Source organism: Diaphorobacter sp. B2A2W2 (genome assembly GCF_056730635.1).
In genome coordinates, this window is record NZ_JBWZOR010000003.1 from 526,986 (window position 1) to 540,916 (window position 13,931).

Sequence of the window (13,931 nt, forward strand, 5' to 3'; positions counted from 1 at the left end):
GCGGCGCAGCTGGCGTCTTTCGCCTGAGTGCTCAGGTTTGAACTTTCAGGCGTATGGAGTTAACCTCCCATCCCCGACTGCGCAGATGTGCCTCGAATGCGGGCAGCAATTGCCGGACTTTTGCGGCGGCGGCATTGCTGCGGACCAGCAGGCACCAACAAGCGCCTTCAATCGGCCCTGCCTGAATGGCGGGGCGCAGCAGCGGGGGTATCAAGCCCTCGATGGCTTTCAGCCGGGCACTGGACTCCTGGGTGAGCGCGGTCAGCTTCGCCAACGTCGGCGACTCCTGCGTGGCTTGCTGGAGTGAGATGGCGTGGTGACGACGATTCATACAGAGACTGGTCCAACCAGCGACGAGGGAAAAACGTGCAGGTGATTATTACGGATGCGTGGCTCGCGCGAAGCCGCGCCATACACCTCAGCGGTGTGCAACTGAGCTGCGCTCTAGCTGGGATTTTCATGGCACTGCTGTTCATGACCGTGATGGCATACCACTGGGTGGTGATGCATGGCGTGCGCGAGGGCTGGCCCGTAGTGGGCTCCATGGCACGACTGGCTGTGCAGGATGAGCAAGCCCAGCGCGAGCGGTTCATGCGCGCCAACATCGATGCGATGGCGCGCAAGCTGGGAGACATGCAAGCCCGTGTACTCCAACTGGAATCGCTGGGTGAGCGTGTGCGAGGTCTGGCCGGGCTGCCTGCTTCCGAGGTGCAGAGCCTGCCGGGCCGTGGAGGCATGCTGGTGGCTGGGCGCCCGCTGGGGCTCGACGAACTGAATGCGGCCTTGGACGACCTGGTCGCCATCACCGGCCGGCGGACGGATTTGATGACGGTGGCAGAGTCACGCCTCTTTGACCAGCACATCCGCAAGCACTTGATCCCGACCCAGGTTCCCGTGCGCGACACGGCTGTTGGTTCGCCGTTCGGCTGGCGCATTGATCCTTTTACCGGCCAGTCCGCGTTGCATACCGGGCTGGACTTCTCGGCCGGAACCGGCACGCCCATCGTGGCCGCGGCCGGCGGCGTGGTGATCGCCCAGGAGTACCACCCCGCCTATGGCAACATGGTGGAGATAGACCACGGAAGCCAACTCGTCACCCGCTACGCCCACGCCTCCAAAACACTGGTGAAGGCGGGAGACATCGTGCGCCGGGGACAGAAAATCGCGGAAGTGGGAAGTACGGGCCGCTCCACGGGGCCGCATTTGCATTTCGAAGTGTGGGTGCAAGGCGTTCCGCAGGATCCTCAGAAATTCCTCTTCGCGGGAGAGCCCGCACCGATGCCACACGCCCTCACGGGGCGCGCTGCCATTGGGCACCTGGCGCACAGGTAGAATCTTTCGATCAGGCCCGCCACCTCGGATTGCAGATACTTGCAATGGTGGACGGGGGTCTCCATCTGGATTCACATCATCACAGGGATTCCGGTCGCTCTGCCGCTCGTTGGCGTGTAGTGCGGTCGCGTTCGCATGGCCACCAACTTCCTCACCAAAATATTCGGCAGTCGCAATGACCGCCTGCTCAAGCAGTATCGCAAGACGGTTGCTCGCATCAATGCGATGGAGCCCGACTATGAGAAGCTGAGTGACGAGGCGCTGCGGGGCAAGACGCAGGAATTCAAGGATCGCATTGCACAGGGCGAATCGTTGGACGCTCTGCTACCCGAAGCCTTTGCCGTGGTGCGCGAGGGTTCCAAGCGCATCATGAAAATGCGCCACTTCGACGTTCAGCTGGTGGGTGGCATGGCGCTGCATTACGGCAAGATCGCTGAGATGCGCACGGGCGAGGGCAAGACGCTGACGGCGACGCTGCCCGTTTACCTGAACGCCCTGTCGGGCCAGGGCGTGCACGTGGTGACAGTGAACGACTATCTTGCGGGCCGTGACGCGCAATGGATGGGGCGGCTGTACAACTTCCTGGGTCTCACGGTGGGTATCAACCTGCCTCAAATGCCCCGCGAAGAAAAGCAGGCCGCCTACCAGGCGGACATCACCTACGGAACGAACAACGAGTACGGATTCGACTACCTGCGCGACAACATGGTGTACGACGCGCGCGAGCGCGTGCAGCGCGGCCTGAACTACGCCATCGTCGATGAGGTGGACTCCATCCTGATCGATGAGGCGCGTACCCCCCTGATCATCAGCGGCCAGGCAGAGGACCACACGGCGCTGTATGTGGCCATGAACAAGGTGGTGCCCCTGCTGGTGCGCCAGGAGGGTGAGGCCGACCCGCGTACGGGCGAGGGCGTGACCAAACCGGGGGATTTCACCCTCGACGAAAAGACGCACCAGGTGTTCCTGACGGAGCAGGGCCACGAGAATGCAGAGCGCATCCTGGCCAGCCAGGGGCTGATTCCGGAAGGGGCGTCGCTCTACGATCCGGCCAACATCACGCTGGTGCATCACTTGTACGCGGCGCTGCGCGCCAACCATCTCTACCACCGCGACCAGCACTACGTCGTGCAGAACGGCGAGATCGTGATCGTGGACGAGTTCACGGGCCGCCTGATGGCCGGCCGCCGCTGGAGCGAAGGCCTGCACCAGGCCGTCGAAGCCAAGGAAGGCGTGAACATCCAGGCCGAGAACCAGACGCTGGCCTCCATCACCTTCCAGAACTACTTCCGCCTCTATAACAAGCTCTCGGGCATGACCGGTACGGCCGATACCGAGGCCTATGAGTTCCAGGAAATCTACGGACTGGAAACCGTGGTGATCCCGCCCAACCGGCCCAGCAAGCGCGACGACCAGCTCGACCGCGTGTACAAGACGACGCGCGAGAAGTACGAGGCTGCGATTGCCGACATCCGCGAATGCCACGAGCGTGGCCAGCCGGTGCTGGTGGGTACCACTTCCATCGAGAACTCGGAAATCATCGACGAGTTGCTGAACAAGGCAGGCCTGCCGCACCAGGTACTCAACGCCAAACAGCACGCGCGCGAGGCCGATATCGTGGCCCAGGCGGGACGCCCCGGCATGATCACCATCGCCACCAATATGGCGGGCCGCGGTACCGACATCGTTCTGGGCGGCAACGTGGAAAAGGCGATCGCCGCGCTGGAGGCCGATGAGTCGCTGTCAGAAGCCGAGCGAGCCGCGCGTGTGCAGGAACTGCGCGCGCAGTGGAAGCTCGACCACGAGAAGGTGACGGCACTCGGCGGCCTGCGCATCATCGCGACTGAGCGCCATGAATCCCGCCGTATCGACAACCAGCTGCGCGGCCGCTCGGGCCGTCAGGGCGACCCGGGCTCTTCGCGCTTCTATCTGAGTCTGGATGACCAATTGATGCGCATCTTCGCGGGCGACCGCGTCAAGGCCATCATGGACCGGTTGAAGATGCCCGACGGCGAAGCGATCGAGGCGGGTATTGTCACGCGCAGCATCGAGTCGGCGCAGCGCAAGGTTGAGGCGCGCAACTTCGACATCCGCAAACAGCTGCTGGAGTACGACGACGTCGCCAACGACCAGCGCAAGGTGATCTACCAGCAGCGCAATGAAATCCTGGACGCCCCCGACCTGGGCGTGTTGATCGACGCCATGCGCGACGATTGCCTGGCCGACGTGGTGCGCCAGTACGTGCCTGCCGAGTCCGTGGAAGAACAGTGGGACCTCGCAGGCCTGGAAAAGGCGCTGGCCAACGACTGGCAAGTGTCGTTGGCGCTGCAGAAAGAGGTGGAAGGCTCGGACGCCATCACCGACGAAGAGATTCTGGAGAAGGTGCAGCAGGCCGCCCGCGAGGCCTTCCAGGCCAAGGTGGGGCAGGTGGGCGCGGAGAACTTCACGCAGTTCGAGCGCATGGTGCTGCTGCAGAGCTTCGACACCAACTGGCGCGATCACCTCTCCGCGCTGGATTATTTGCGCCAGGGCATCCACCTGCGCGGCTATGCGCAGAAGCAGCCCAAGCAGGAATACAAGCGCGAGGCGTTCGAGCTCTTCCGCCAGCTGATCGACCAGGTCAAGAACGAAGTCACGCGCCTCATGATGACCGTGCAGGTGCAATCCAGCGCCCAGCTGGACGAGGCCACGCAGGCCATGGAAGACCGGGGTGAGGGCATCAGCAACGTTACCTACAGCTCGCCCACCGAGACCGGCGAAGTGGAGACGGTGGCCGATGCCGCCACCGCCGCGCAGCCTGCCGCCGCCGGCGTGCGCGTGGGCCGCAACGACCCCTGCCCCTGCGGCAGCGGTAAAAAGTACAAGCAGTGCCACGGCAAGCTGGCGTGATGCCGGCACAATGAAGAACACGGGCTGCGGCCCGTGTTCGCACTTTGGCAGTGCCTTTTCTCCTGTTTCCCCGACGTCTCTTTCTGAAGGAATACGACGCATGCCCGTGAATCTCTCCGCTCCTCTTGCATCGGATTTGCACCCTGTGGCCGGTGTGCGCATCGGCGTGACCGAAGCCGGTGTGCGCAAGGCGCAGCGCAAAGACCTGACCGTGTTCCTGCTGGACGAAGGCACCACCGTCGCGGGCGTGTTCACGCAGAACCGTTTCTGCGCCGCGCCGGTACAGGTGTGCCGTGAGCACCTGGACGGCGGCCAGGCGATTCGCGCCATGGTGGTGAACACGGGCAACGCCAACGCCGGTACCGGCGCGGACGGCCTCGCGCGTGCGCGCGCCACCTGCGAGGCACTGGCTGGCCACCTGGGTCTGGCGGCCAGCCAGGTGCTGCCGTTTTCCACCGGCGTCATCATGGAGCCGCTGCCGCACGAGCGCATTGCAGCCGCGCTGCCCGCCGCGCTGGCCGATGCACAGCCCGGCCACTGGGCGCGCGCGGCCGAAGGCATCATGACCACCGACACGCTGCCCAAGGCGTTCAGCACGCAGGTGCAGTTGGGCGGTGCAACAGTGACCATTACCGGCATCTCCAAGGGCGCGGGCATGATCCGCCCCAACATGGCGACCATGTTGGGCTTCCTGGCCACGGATGCCTGCATCGCGCCCGAGCTGCTACGCCCGCTCGTGCGCGAGCTGGCGGACCAGTCCTTCAACCGCGTGACCATCGACGGCGACACCAGCACCAACGACTCGTTCGTGCTGATGGCCACGCACAAGGCGCGGCACGCGCCCATCACCTCCCTCGACAGCGCCGAGGGCCGTGCGCTCAAGGCCGCGTTGCTGGAAGTGGCGCAGAAGCTGGCACAGGCCATCGTGCGCGATGGCGAGGGCGCGACCAAGTTCATCACGGTGCGCGTGGAGGGCGGTCAGACGGGCGAAGAGTGCCGGCAGGTGGCCTATGCCATCGCGCATTCGCCGCTGGTCAAGACGGCCTTCTTTGCCAGCGACCCGAACCTGGGCCGCATCCTGGCGGCCGTGGGCTACGCAGGCATTGCGGACCTGGACCAGACCAAGATCGACCTGTTTCTGGACGACGTGCATGTGGCCGTGCAGGGCGGGCGCAATCCGGCCTACCGCGAGGAAGACGGCCAGCGCGTGATGAAGCAAAGCGAGATCACCGTGCGCGTGGTGCTGGGCCGCGGTGCGGCGGTGGACACGGTGTGGACCTGCGACCTGAGCCACGACTACGTGACCATCAACGCGGATTACCGCTCTTGAATGCTTTCCTTTTGATAGCTGTCTGCGCTTGCTAGATAAGCGCTAGAGCCGAAAATGACTGATAAATTCGACCAGCTGATCGCGCGTGCGGAGCAGCTCATCTCCCGTATCGAGGCGGTCTTGCCGCAGCCATTGTCGGCGCCGGACTGGGCGGCCTCCATCGCCTGGCGTTACCGCAAACGCAGCGGCGGCCATGGTGTGCTGGAGCCGGTGCGCCATGTGGCCGCCATGCAGCTGTCCGATCTCAAGGAGATCGATGCGCAGAAAGAAAAGATCCAGCGCAACACCCAGCAGTTCGTCGAAGGCAAGCCCGCCAACAACGTGCTGCTGACCGGTGCGCGCGGCACGGGCAAGTCCTCGCTCATCAAGGCATGCTTGAACAGCTATGCACCCCAGGGCCTGCGTCTGATCGAGGTGGACAAGGCGGACCTGACGGATCTGCCCGACATTGTGGACGTGGTCTCCGGCCGGCCCGAGAAGTTCATCGTTTACTGCGATGACTTGAGCTTTGAGGATGGAGAGGCCGGGTACAAGGCCCTCAAGTCGATCCTGGACGGCTCGGTCGCCGCGGCCACGCCCAATGTGCTGGTGTATGCCACCAGCAACCGGCGCCACCTGCTCCCTGAATACATGAAGGAGAACCTGGGCTACACCCACACCGACGATGGTGAGGTCCATCCGGGCGAGGCGGTGGAGGAAAAAATCTCGCTGTCCGAGCGCTTCGGCCTGTGGGTGAGCTTCTACCCGTTCAGCCAGGACGAGTACCTGGCCATCGTGGCACAGTGGCTGGCTGCGCTGGGCGTGCCCGCCCAAGCCATCGAGGCCGCGCGCCCGCAGGCGCTGGTGTGGGCGCTGGAGCGCGGCTCGCGCAGCGGCCGCGTGGCCTATCAATTTGCCCGGGATTTCGCAGGGCGGCAGGGCGAGGGCGCATGAGCGAATCGACCAGCACGCCACAGCGCAAGCACACCGAAGTCGCCGTGGGCATTCTGCTGCGAGAGGACGGGGCGATGCTGTTGTCCACCCGTCCCACGGGCAAGCCCTACGCGGGCTACTGGGAGTTCCCGGGCGGCAAGATCGAAGCCGGGGAAACCGTGGAGCAGGCGCTGCGCCGCGAACTCATCGAGGAACTGGGCGTGACCATCGGCCCGGTGGAGGCTTGGAAGGTGACCGAGCACGACTACCCGCATGCCCTCGTGCGCCTGCACTGGTGCAAGGTGCGCGAATGGAGCGGTGCGTTCGAAATGCGCGAGGGCCAGACCATGGCCTGGCAGCACTGGCCGCTGCAGGTCAAGCCGGTGCTGCCGGGCGCCTATCCCGTGCTGCAGTGGCTGGCCGAGGAGAGTGGCGAGGTCTTCGACGCTTCGCTGCTGGCGTGAGATGTTGCTTCAAAATATATAGCTGCTTGCGCTTGCTGGATAAGCGTTACCAGCCTTTTCTTCAAATATCACGGCTGGCGCTTGGGATCGCCGAACTCCGCATCCTCCGGCGGCGCCTCGGCCGGCATGCGGAAATCTTCGGCTGCCCAGGCCCCCAGATCGATCTGCTTGCAGCGTTCACTGCAAAACGGGCGGAAGCGGTTGGCCGGGCTGTACAGGCTCGGGCCGCCGCAGGTCGGGCAAGGCACTCGCTTGCCTTGGGGCGCAGGTGTGTCGGAGCGGGAGGGTTTGCCGGTCATGTCGTGTCAGGCGCACAGGGTCAGTTCAAATGCCGCGTCCTCGGTGCTGGGAACCAGGCGGCCGCCTTCTTCCTGGCGCATCAGCCGCACCGAAACGATGAGGCGGTTGCCGCTGATCTCCGGGATGAGTTGCAGTGCGGGGTCGATCGCCAAGCGCAGCAACTGGAAGGTGCGGCCCTGGGGCAGGTTCTGCTGGAACTGCCCGCGCTCGGCCGCCACTTTCTGCGGCAGCCCCGAATCACGCAGCAGGCGCAGCAGCACGTAGACGGACTCTGCCAACGGCCCCAGCGTGGCGGCCCAGTGGTGCAGGTCGTGCTGGCGGTCCTGGGGCGGACGGTGCTGCCACGCGTAGTAGGCGGGCAGATCGAAGCCGCAGGTGCCCCCGGGGATGCCCACGCGGCTGCGAATGCTCATGAGCCAATCGTTCTCGGTCAACGCCTGGCCGGCCTTGCCGTTTTGCGCGTTGAGTGCGGCAAAGCACTGGTCGAGCTGGGCGATCACGCCGTCCAGGGCTTCCTCGGAGATGGAGGGGTTGCCGCGATAGGCATCCAGCTGGTGCTTGTGCTTTTCCAGATCCTTGAGCACGTCGGCTTTGAGGTCGGCGCGGGCCGCCACGTCCATGACCTCGAACATGGTCACGAGGGCATAGTGATGGTCCAGGGGATGCGGGCGCGCGATGAGCTCGCCCAGCCGGCGAAACAGCTGCTCAAGCCGCAGATAGGTTCTCAGGCGTTCGTTGAAAGGGTATTCGTAAAGGATCACGCTACGGGGTTCCTGAGTGCGCACGGTGTGGGGCGGGGTGCGAGCGCTGCGCTGCGGCAGACCATTGCACACCACGCCGGTGCGAGCACATCATAGCCCGAAGAATACGGCGATCTCGCGTGCCTTTGTTTGCAAATCTGACAGCGCCAACCCGTCGTTGTAGACCACCAGGTCGGCGGCCGCGCGGCGCGTGGCGCGTGGGCTCTGTGTGGCCATGATGGCGCGCACGGCATCGGCGGTCAGACCGCTGCGCATCTGCACACGCTGAATCTGCGTCTCCTCCCGGCAGTCCACGACCAGGACGGCGTCCAGCTGCCGGGCCCAACGGGGCGACTCCGTCAGCAGCGGAATGTCGAACACGATGAGTGCGTGGCCCGCGTGGTGCGCCTGTGCCGCAGCGTGTGCGATCTCGCGTCCCACGAAGGGGTGAACGATGGCTTCCAGGCGCTGCTTCGCCGTGGGATCGCTGAAAACGAGGGTGCGCATGCGTGCCCGGTCCAGCGCGCCGTCGGTGATGTAGTCGGGGCCGAACTCGTCGCGCAGGGCCGCGATAGCGGCGCCTTCCGCCTCGGTCACCGAGCGGGCGATGGCATCGGCGTCGATCAGTGCCGCGCCGTTCTGTCGCAGCATGCCGGCCACCGTGCTTTTGCCGCTGCCGATGCCGCCCGTCACGCCCAGTTTCACCGAGCGGGGACCGGCCTGCCGAGAGCCCACCTTAGAGCCCCAGCACGGAAAAGACGGCCTGCATGATGCGCCCGGGGCCCCACAGCATGGCGGCCATGCCTCCTCCCACCAGGAACGGGCCGAAGGGGACGTACTTGCCTTCGCGCAGGGTGCTGGCCAGCTTCATGGCGATGCCGACGATGGCGCCGATGACAGAGGCCAGCAGGATGATCGGCACGAGCGCCTGCCAGCCAAACCAGGCGCCCAGGGCGGCAAACAGTTTGAAGTCGCCATAGCCCATGCCCTCCTTGCCTGTGGCCAGCTTGAACCCCCAGTACACGGACCAGAGGGATAGGTAGCCCGCCGCGGCGCCGATGACGGCATCCGTGGGCTGCACTTCAATCCAGCGCAAGACGGCCGCAAGCAGGCCCGCCCACAGCAACGGCAACGTGATGTCGTCGGGTAAAAGCGTGGTGTCCCAGTCGATGCATGCCAGTGTGACCAGCGCGGCCGAGAAACCGCACCACGCGGCGGTCGTGAGGCTCCAGCCCCAGCGGAGCGCGCATGCATAGAACAAGGCACCCGTCGCCAGCTCTACCAGCGGATACCGGGGGTTGATGCGCGTGCCGCAACCCGCACACCGGCCTCGCAGGGCTAAATAGCTCAGGACCGGAATGTTTTCGTACCAGCGGATTGCGTGGCCGCAGGAGGGGCAGCGTGAACGCGGCTTGGACAGGCTGAGGGGCTCGTTGTCGGTCTCAGGAGGCGCCGCCGAGGAAAGCAGCCCTACATCCTGCCCGTACTGCCGGCATTCTGCGGCCCATTGCCGTTCCATCATGCGCGGAAGGCGATGAATCACGACGTTGAGAAAGCTTCCGATCAGCATCCCCAGGACGCCCACCAGCACGGCGTCCACTGCTAGCGAGCCTGACATCAAACCACTTGCCCGAGCTTGAAGATCGGAAGATACATGGACACCACGATGCCACCGATCAGCGAGCCCAGGAACACGATGATGATGGGTTCCATAAGGCTGGACAGGCCGGCCACCATTTCATCCACTTCGGCTTCGTAGAAATCGGCGGCTTTGCCCAGCATGTGATCGATGGAGCCGGATTCCTCGCCGATCGCGCACATCTGCAGCACCATGGAAGGGAACACGTTGGCATTCCCCATGGCGGCCGTCAGGCTGGTACCTGTGGAGACTTCCTGCTGAATCTTCTCCGTCGCGATGGCGTAGACGGAGTTGCCCGATGCACCGGCCACTGAGTCCAGTGCCTCCACCAATGGCACGCCGGCAGCGAACATGGTCGACAGGGTGCGCGTCCAACGGGCAACGCAGGACTTGTCGATCAATGCACCGAAAATGGGCATTTTCAACAGGAAACGGTCCATGAAACGCTGCATTTTTTCGCTGCGCTTCCAGGCCTGCATGAAGAAGTAGAACCCCCCGCCGATGACGCCGAATATCAGCCACCAGTAAGCCACGAAGAATTCGCTGATGGCCATCACGAACAGGGTAGGAGCGGGCAGGTCGGCTCCGAACGAGCTGAAAACCTCTTTGAACGCAGGAATCACGAAAATCATGATGATTGTCACCACGACAAACGCAACGATGACCACCGAAATTGGATACATCAGCGCCGACCGGATCTTGGATTTGATGGCCTCGGTCTTCTCCATGTACAGGGCCAGCCGGTCGAGCAACGCTTCCAGAATACCGGCGGCTTCGCCGGCCTCTACGAGGTTGCAGTAAAGGCTGTCGAAGTACATCGGATATTTACGGAATGCGGCATTCAGGGACGTTCCTGTCTCCACATCCCCGCGGATATCGTTGAGCAGCTTGGTCACACTGGGATTGGTATTACCCCGGCCCACGATATCAAATGCCTGAAGCAGCGGAACGCCGGCCTTCATCATCGTGGCCATCTGGCGCGTGAACAGCGCGATGTCTTTGGGCTTGATCTTCTTGCCCGCGCTCATCCGGCGCTTCTTGATCTTGGTTGGCAGAACGCCCTGCCGCCGCAGCGTCGCCTTGACCTGATTCTCTCCCGCAGCGCGTACTTCGCCGCGCACGATCTTGCCGCTACGATCCTTGCCCTCCCACTCGAAGACAAAGTCCTTGATGCCCCTCGATGCAACGGTCGCCATTGTTTTCTCTCTCGATTTGTTTATTCGTTGGTGACAGCCAAGACCTCTTCCAACGAGGTCAATCCCATTTTTGCCTTGTGAAGCCCGGATTCACGCAGAGAACGGACGCCTTCCAGGCGTGCCTGTTCGGCAATTTCCAGTGCGCTTCCATCGCGCAGGATGATGCGCTGGATTTCTTCGGACACCGGCATGACTTGATAAATGCCCACGCGCCCCTTGTATCCGTTATTGCAGGCGGAGCAGCCCACCGGTCGGTAGGTAACCCATGAGCCGTCGATCTCCTCGTCCCGGTAGCCGGCCTCCAGCAGCGTCTCATGCGGAATGTCCACGGGCGCCTTGCAATTGGGGCACAAGCGACGCGCCAGTCGCTGCGCCGTAATAAGAATCACGCTGGATGCGATATTGAAGGGCGCGATGCCCATATTGCGCATACGCGTCAATGTCGTGGGAGCGTCATTGGTGTGCAGGGTGGACAGCACCAAGTGACCCGTCTGTGCGGCTTTGATCGAAATGTCTGCGGTTTCCAGATCCCGGATTTCACCCACCATGATGATGTCCGGATCTTGGCGAAGGAATGACTTGAGCGCGACGGCAAACGTGAGGCCGGCTTTTTCGTTGACGTTGACTTGGTTCACACCCGGGAGATTGATTTCCGAGGGGTCCTCAGCGGTCGCAATATTGACGCCGGGCTTGTTCAACAAATTGAGACATGTGTAGAGCGACACGGTCTTCCCGGAGCCCGTGGGTCCGGTCACCAGGATCATTCCATAAGGGCGGTTGATGGCCTGCAGCAAACGCTCCTTTTCCTCGGGCTCATATCCCAGTGCGTCAATACCCAGCTTGGCGCTGCTCGGATCGAGAATACGGATCACGATCTTCTCGCCAAAGAGCGTAGGCAGGGTGCTGACGCGGAAATCGATAACCCGGTCCGGCCCAACCTTGAGCTTCATGCGGCCATCCTGGGGCACGCGTTTTTCCGAAATATCCAGGCGGGAGATCACCTTAATGCGCGAGGCCAGCTTCTCCTTGATGGCAATAGGCGGCGATGCGATTTCGCGCAATTCGCCATCTATGCGGAAGCGGACACGGTAATGGTGCTCGTAGGGCTCAAAATGCAGATCGGATGCACGCATATTGAAAGCATCCAACAGCATCTTGTGCAGAAATTTGACAACGGGAGCATCCTCGACTTCCGCGGGGTTGTCGGCATCCTCGTCCGGAGCTTCATCAACGGGAATATCGCCGAACTCAAAATCATTACTACTGTTAATGCCGTCGAGCGTTTCTGTACCGCTCTTCGTGCTCGCCTCAATCAAGCGGAGCAGCTTGTCATATTCCGCGATGATCCAGTCCACCCCCATTTGTGTGGTGAATTTGATCTTTTCTGCTGCCTCTTGAAATGTCGGATCCGCGGTGGCGACGATGAGCCGGTTATTGCGCTTACTGAGAGCGATGACTTTGTAGGACTGGCACAGTTTGACGTCCAACAGGTCTTTGGGGATGCGTTGCCGGTCGATCGCATCGACATCTAGCAAGGGGGCACCGAATACGGTGGATACCGTATGGGCCAGATCACTTGGCGTGATGATTTTCGATTCCGTGAGCTCTGCAATAAAGCTACTGCGGCTATTTTGTGACTTTTTGTAAATCTCCTCCGCCGCTTTTTGGTCCAATTTGCCCACAGACATCAACGCGCGCGCCAGTCCGGGTAAGGCAATGGGTTGAGCTTCTTTCTGTGTGTCGATAGCAGCCATGTAACTAGCGGATTCTTATGGAAGGAAGGGAAACTCTTCAATCATCGCCGATCGCCCAAGGTGTGTACAGGCTTAATGGCGCAAGCGTTGTGTGAGTGACATTTGCCCCAGCCGGCGGCTTAAGGGCAGCATGGGTTCTGCGAGGGCAACCGCATTAAAGATTTGCGGTTCCTTGGCATCTCGGGCGTTGTCCAGATGCAAAAAAGCCCCGCGATGCAGGGCTTGGGCATGAAAATAACTGGTCGGGGTGAGAGGATTCGAACCTCCGGCCTCTACGTCCCGAACGCCATGTCTATGCCAAAACGTTGTTCTCTGTTTAGGTCAGATCATTGTAAATCAACAACTTGCGTTTGTCTGCGCGTAGCTGCGCGCAGGTAGGCGCAGTGGCAAGCCAAGCCAATTGCCACTGATTTGCCACCGGCAATCGGTCGCGGGGTACTTGTGGTCTGCTGCGCGTCATTTGTCCTCTCCTTGCCTATACGTAAGACCTTAACTACACAGGTCTTACGATGACCGCTTCCGCTTCCTTCACTCCGCTGACCAAGCAAGACATTGCCAGTTCGCTGGGCATCTCTATCCGGACGGTTGAAAACTGGATCAACGACAACATCCTGCCTGCGCCAACCAAGCTGGGTAATCGTGTCTACTGGCACCCCGATGTGTACTACGTTTGGCTGTCTCACCGGCTCAAAGAGGCCCCCTCTACTGAGCCGCTGCCTGATGGGACGGATGCTCCCCAGCATGTCCGCCGTGCTCCCGCCAGTTCTGGCAATGCTGTCAAGAGTCTGAGGGCCAGTACTGAGCGCAAGCTTGCTCGATTGCAAGGGGCTAATTGACGTTGTCACCAGGGCGCTACATCGCCTGAGGGCCAGTTGGGCTCATAAGTCGGCTGCGGCGACCAAGTTGGCTGGTAGATGTCCTCGCCGTATGGGCTGCCGCCAACGTCGATATAGGTGTCATCGATCAGAGGCAGGCCGGTCGCCGGATTGATGTCCGGCGCTTCTGTGTTCGGTTCGTTGTTCATGCTGTTTGCTCCTTTGTAGGTGGCGTATGCCCGCCCTTGGTTGGGGTGGGCGTTTGGGTCAGTCTTCGTTGGGGGTCAGGATGGTGACTGCCGGCTCACTTGCATCACCGGGGCCGATATGCATGTGCAGCGTCATCAGTCGCGGGCGCTTCGCCGTGCCGCCTCGTGGCACCACGTAGAGTTCAAAGGGTACCGAATCTCGTGGGCTCAGGACCTCGTTAGGAGAGCAGGCAGCTTTCGTGACGGCGTCACGAGGTGCGTATTCCGGTTGAGCTGACCACTGTGCCAGTTGTGGCTGACCGGTCTGCTGGTTATGACCGGCTGAGTTCGGCCAGAAGCTGCCGGTCAGCC

14 protein-coding genes and 1 pseudogene are annotated in these 13,931 nt (G+C 62.3%); 6 read left to right on the top strand and 9 right to left on the bottom strand.

The window, feature by feature from the left end:
- Positions 1-31: 31 nt before the first annotated feature.
- Positions 32-331: a hypothetical protein gene (locus AC1PPL_RS08620; protein ID WP_012655741.1), complete on the bottom strand. Its 300-nt coding sequence runs from the start codon at positions 329-331 to the stop codon at positions 32-34.
- A gap of 35 nt (positions 332-366) precedes the next feature.
- On the opposite strand from AC1PPL_RS08620, the gene AC1PPL_RS08625 reads away from it, so the two are divergent.
- The 5 genes from AC1PPL_RS08625 to AC1PPL_RS08645 all read left to right on the top strand — a co-directional run bounded on the left by AC1PPL_RS08625 (position 367) and on the right by AC1PPL_RS08645 (position 6,927).
- Complete coding sequence (locus tag AC1PPL_RS08625) at positions 367-1,332, top strand: M23 family metallopeptidase (RefSeq protein ID WP_479973075.1); 966 nt, start codon at positions 367-369, stop codon at positions 1,330-1,332.
- A 135-nt stretch (positions 1,333-1,467) separates the two neighbouring features.
- Complete coding sequence (gene secA / locus AC1PPL_RS08630; RefSeq protein WP_479973076.1) at positions 1,468-4,221, top strand: preprotein translocase subunit SecA; 2,754 nt, start codon at positions 1,468-1,470, stop codon at positions 4,219-4,221.
- 100 nt (positions 4,222-4,321) lie between these two features.
- Complete coding sequence (gene argJ, locus AC1PPL_RS08635; protein WP_088887540.1) at positions 4,322-5,551, top strand: bifunctional glutamate N-acetyltransferase/amino-acid acetyltransferase ArgJ; 1,230 nt, start codon at positions 4,322-4,324, stop codon at positions 5,549-5,551.
- A 54-nt stretch (positions 5,552-5,605) separates the two neighbouring features.
- Positions 5,606-6,484 (top strand): ATP-binding protein, encoded by an 879-nt coding sequence (locus AC1PPL_RS08640; RefSeq protein ID WP_012655745.1) that lies wholly within the window; start codon positions 5,606-5,608, stop codon positions 6,482-6,484.
- A complete protein-coding gene (locus AC1PPL_RS08645) occupies positions 6,481-6,927 on the top strand; it encodes an NUDIX domain-containing protein (RefSeq protein WP_479973077.1) in 447 nt (148 codons plus the stop codon). The genes AC1PPL_RS08640 and AC1PPL_RS08645 overlap by 4 nt, the downstream gene beginning before the upstream one ends.
- A gap of 68 nt (positions 6,928-6,995) precedes the next feature.
- Here the strand turns inward: AC1PPL_RS08645 and AC1PPL_RS08650 are convergent, their stop codons facing one another.
- From AC1PPL_RS08650 to pilB, 6 genes are all read right to left on the bottom strand, one after another.
- Positions 6,996-7,226, bottom strand: a complete 231-nt coding sequence (locus AC1PPL_RS08650; RefSeq protein ID WP_287965656.1) for a DNA gyrase inhibitor YacG — start codon at positions 7,224-7,226, stop codon at positions 6,996-6,998.
- A gap of 6 nt (positions 7,227-7,232) precedes the next feature.
- Positions 7,233-7,988 (bottom strand): cell division protein ZapD, encoded by a 756-nt coding sequence (gene zapD / locus AC1PPL_RS08655; protein ID WP_011804250.1) that lies wholly within the window; start codon positions 7,986-7,988, stop codon positions 7,233-7,235.
- A gap of 90 nt (positions 7,989-8,078) precedes the next feature.
- On the bottom strand, positions 8,079-8,702 hold the full coding sequence (gene coaE / locus AC1PPL_RS08660; protein WP_479973078.1) for a dephospho-CoA kinase: 624 nt from the start codon (positions 8,700-8,702) through the stop codon (positions 8,079-8,081).
- Position 8,703: 1 nt separating this feature from the next.
- Entirely contained in the window at positions 8,704-9,585 is an 882-nt protein-coding gene (locus tag AC1PPL_RS08665; RefSeq protein WP_479973084.1) for a prepilin peptidase, read from the bottom strand.
- Complete coding sequence (locus AC1PPL_RS08670) at positions 9,585-10,802, bottom strand: type II secretion system F family protein (protein ID WP_479973079.1); 1,218 nt, start codon at positions 10,800-10,802, stop codon at positions 9,585-9,587. Before AC1PPL_RS08670 ends, AC1PPL_RS08665 begins: the two co-directional genes overlap by 1 nt.
- A 20-nt stretch (positions 10,803-10,822) precedes the next feature.
- Entirely contained in the window at positions 10,823-12,556 is a 1,734-nt protein-coding gene (gene pilB, locus AC1PPL_RS08675) for a type IV-A pilus assembly ATPase PilB (protein ID WP_012655751.1), read from the bottom strand.
- A 509-nt stretch (positions 12,557-13,065) separates the two neighbouring features.
- Here pilB and AC1PPL_RS08680 point away from each other — a divergent pair.
- Entirely contained in the window at positions 13,066-13,392 is a 327-nt protein-coding gene (locus tag AC1PPL_RS08680; protein WP_287984047.1) for a helix-turn-helix transcriptional regulator, read from the top strand.
- Between the two features lie 5 nt (positions 13,393-13,397).
- Here the strand turns inward: AC1PPL_RS08680 and AC1PPL_RS08685 are convergent, their stop codons facing one another.
- Both AC1PPL_RS08685 and AC1PPL_RS08690 read right to left on the bottom strand, forming a co-directional pair.
- Positions 13,398-13,580, bottom strand: coding sequence for a hypothetical protein (locus tag AC1PPL_RS08685; RefSeq protein ID WP_312563959.1), 183 nt, complete (start codon positions 13,578-13,580; stop codon positions 13,398-13,400).
- Positions 13,581-13,638: 58 nt separating this feature from the next.
- Positions 13,639-13,931: pseudogene (locus tag AC1PPL_RS08690) on the bottom strand (hypothetical protein); the annotation flags it as partial.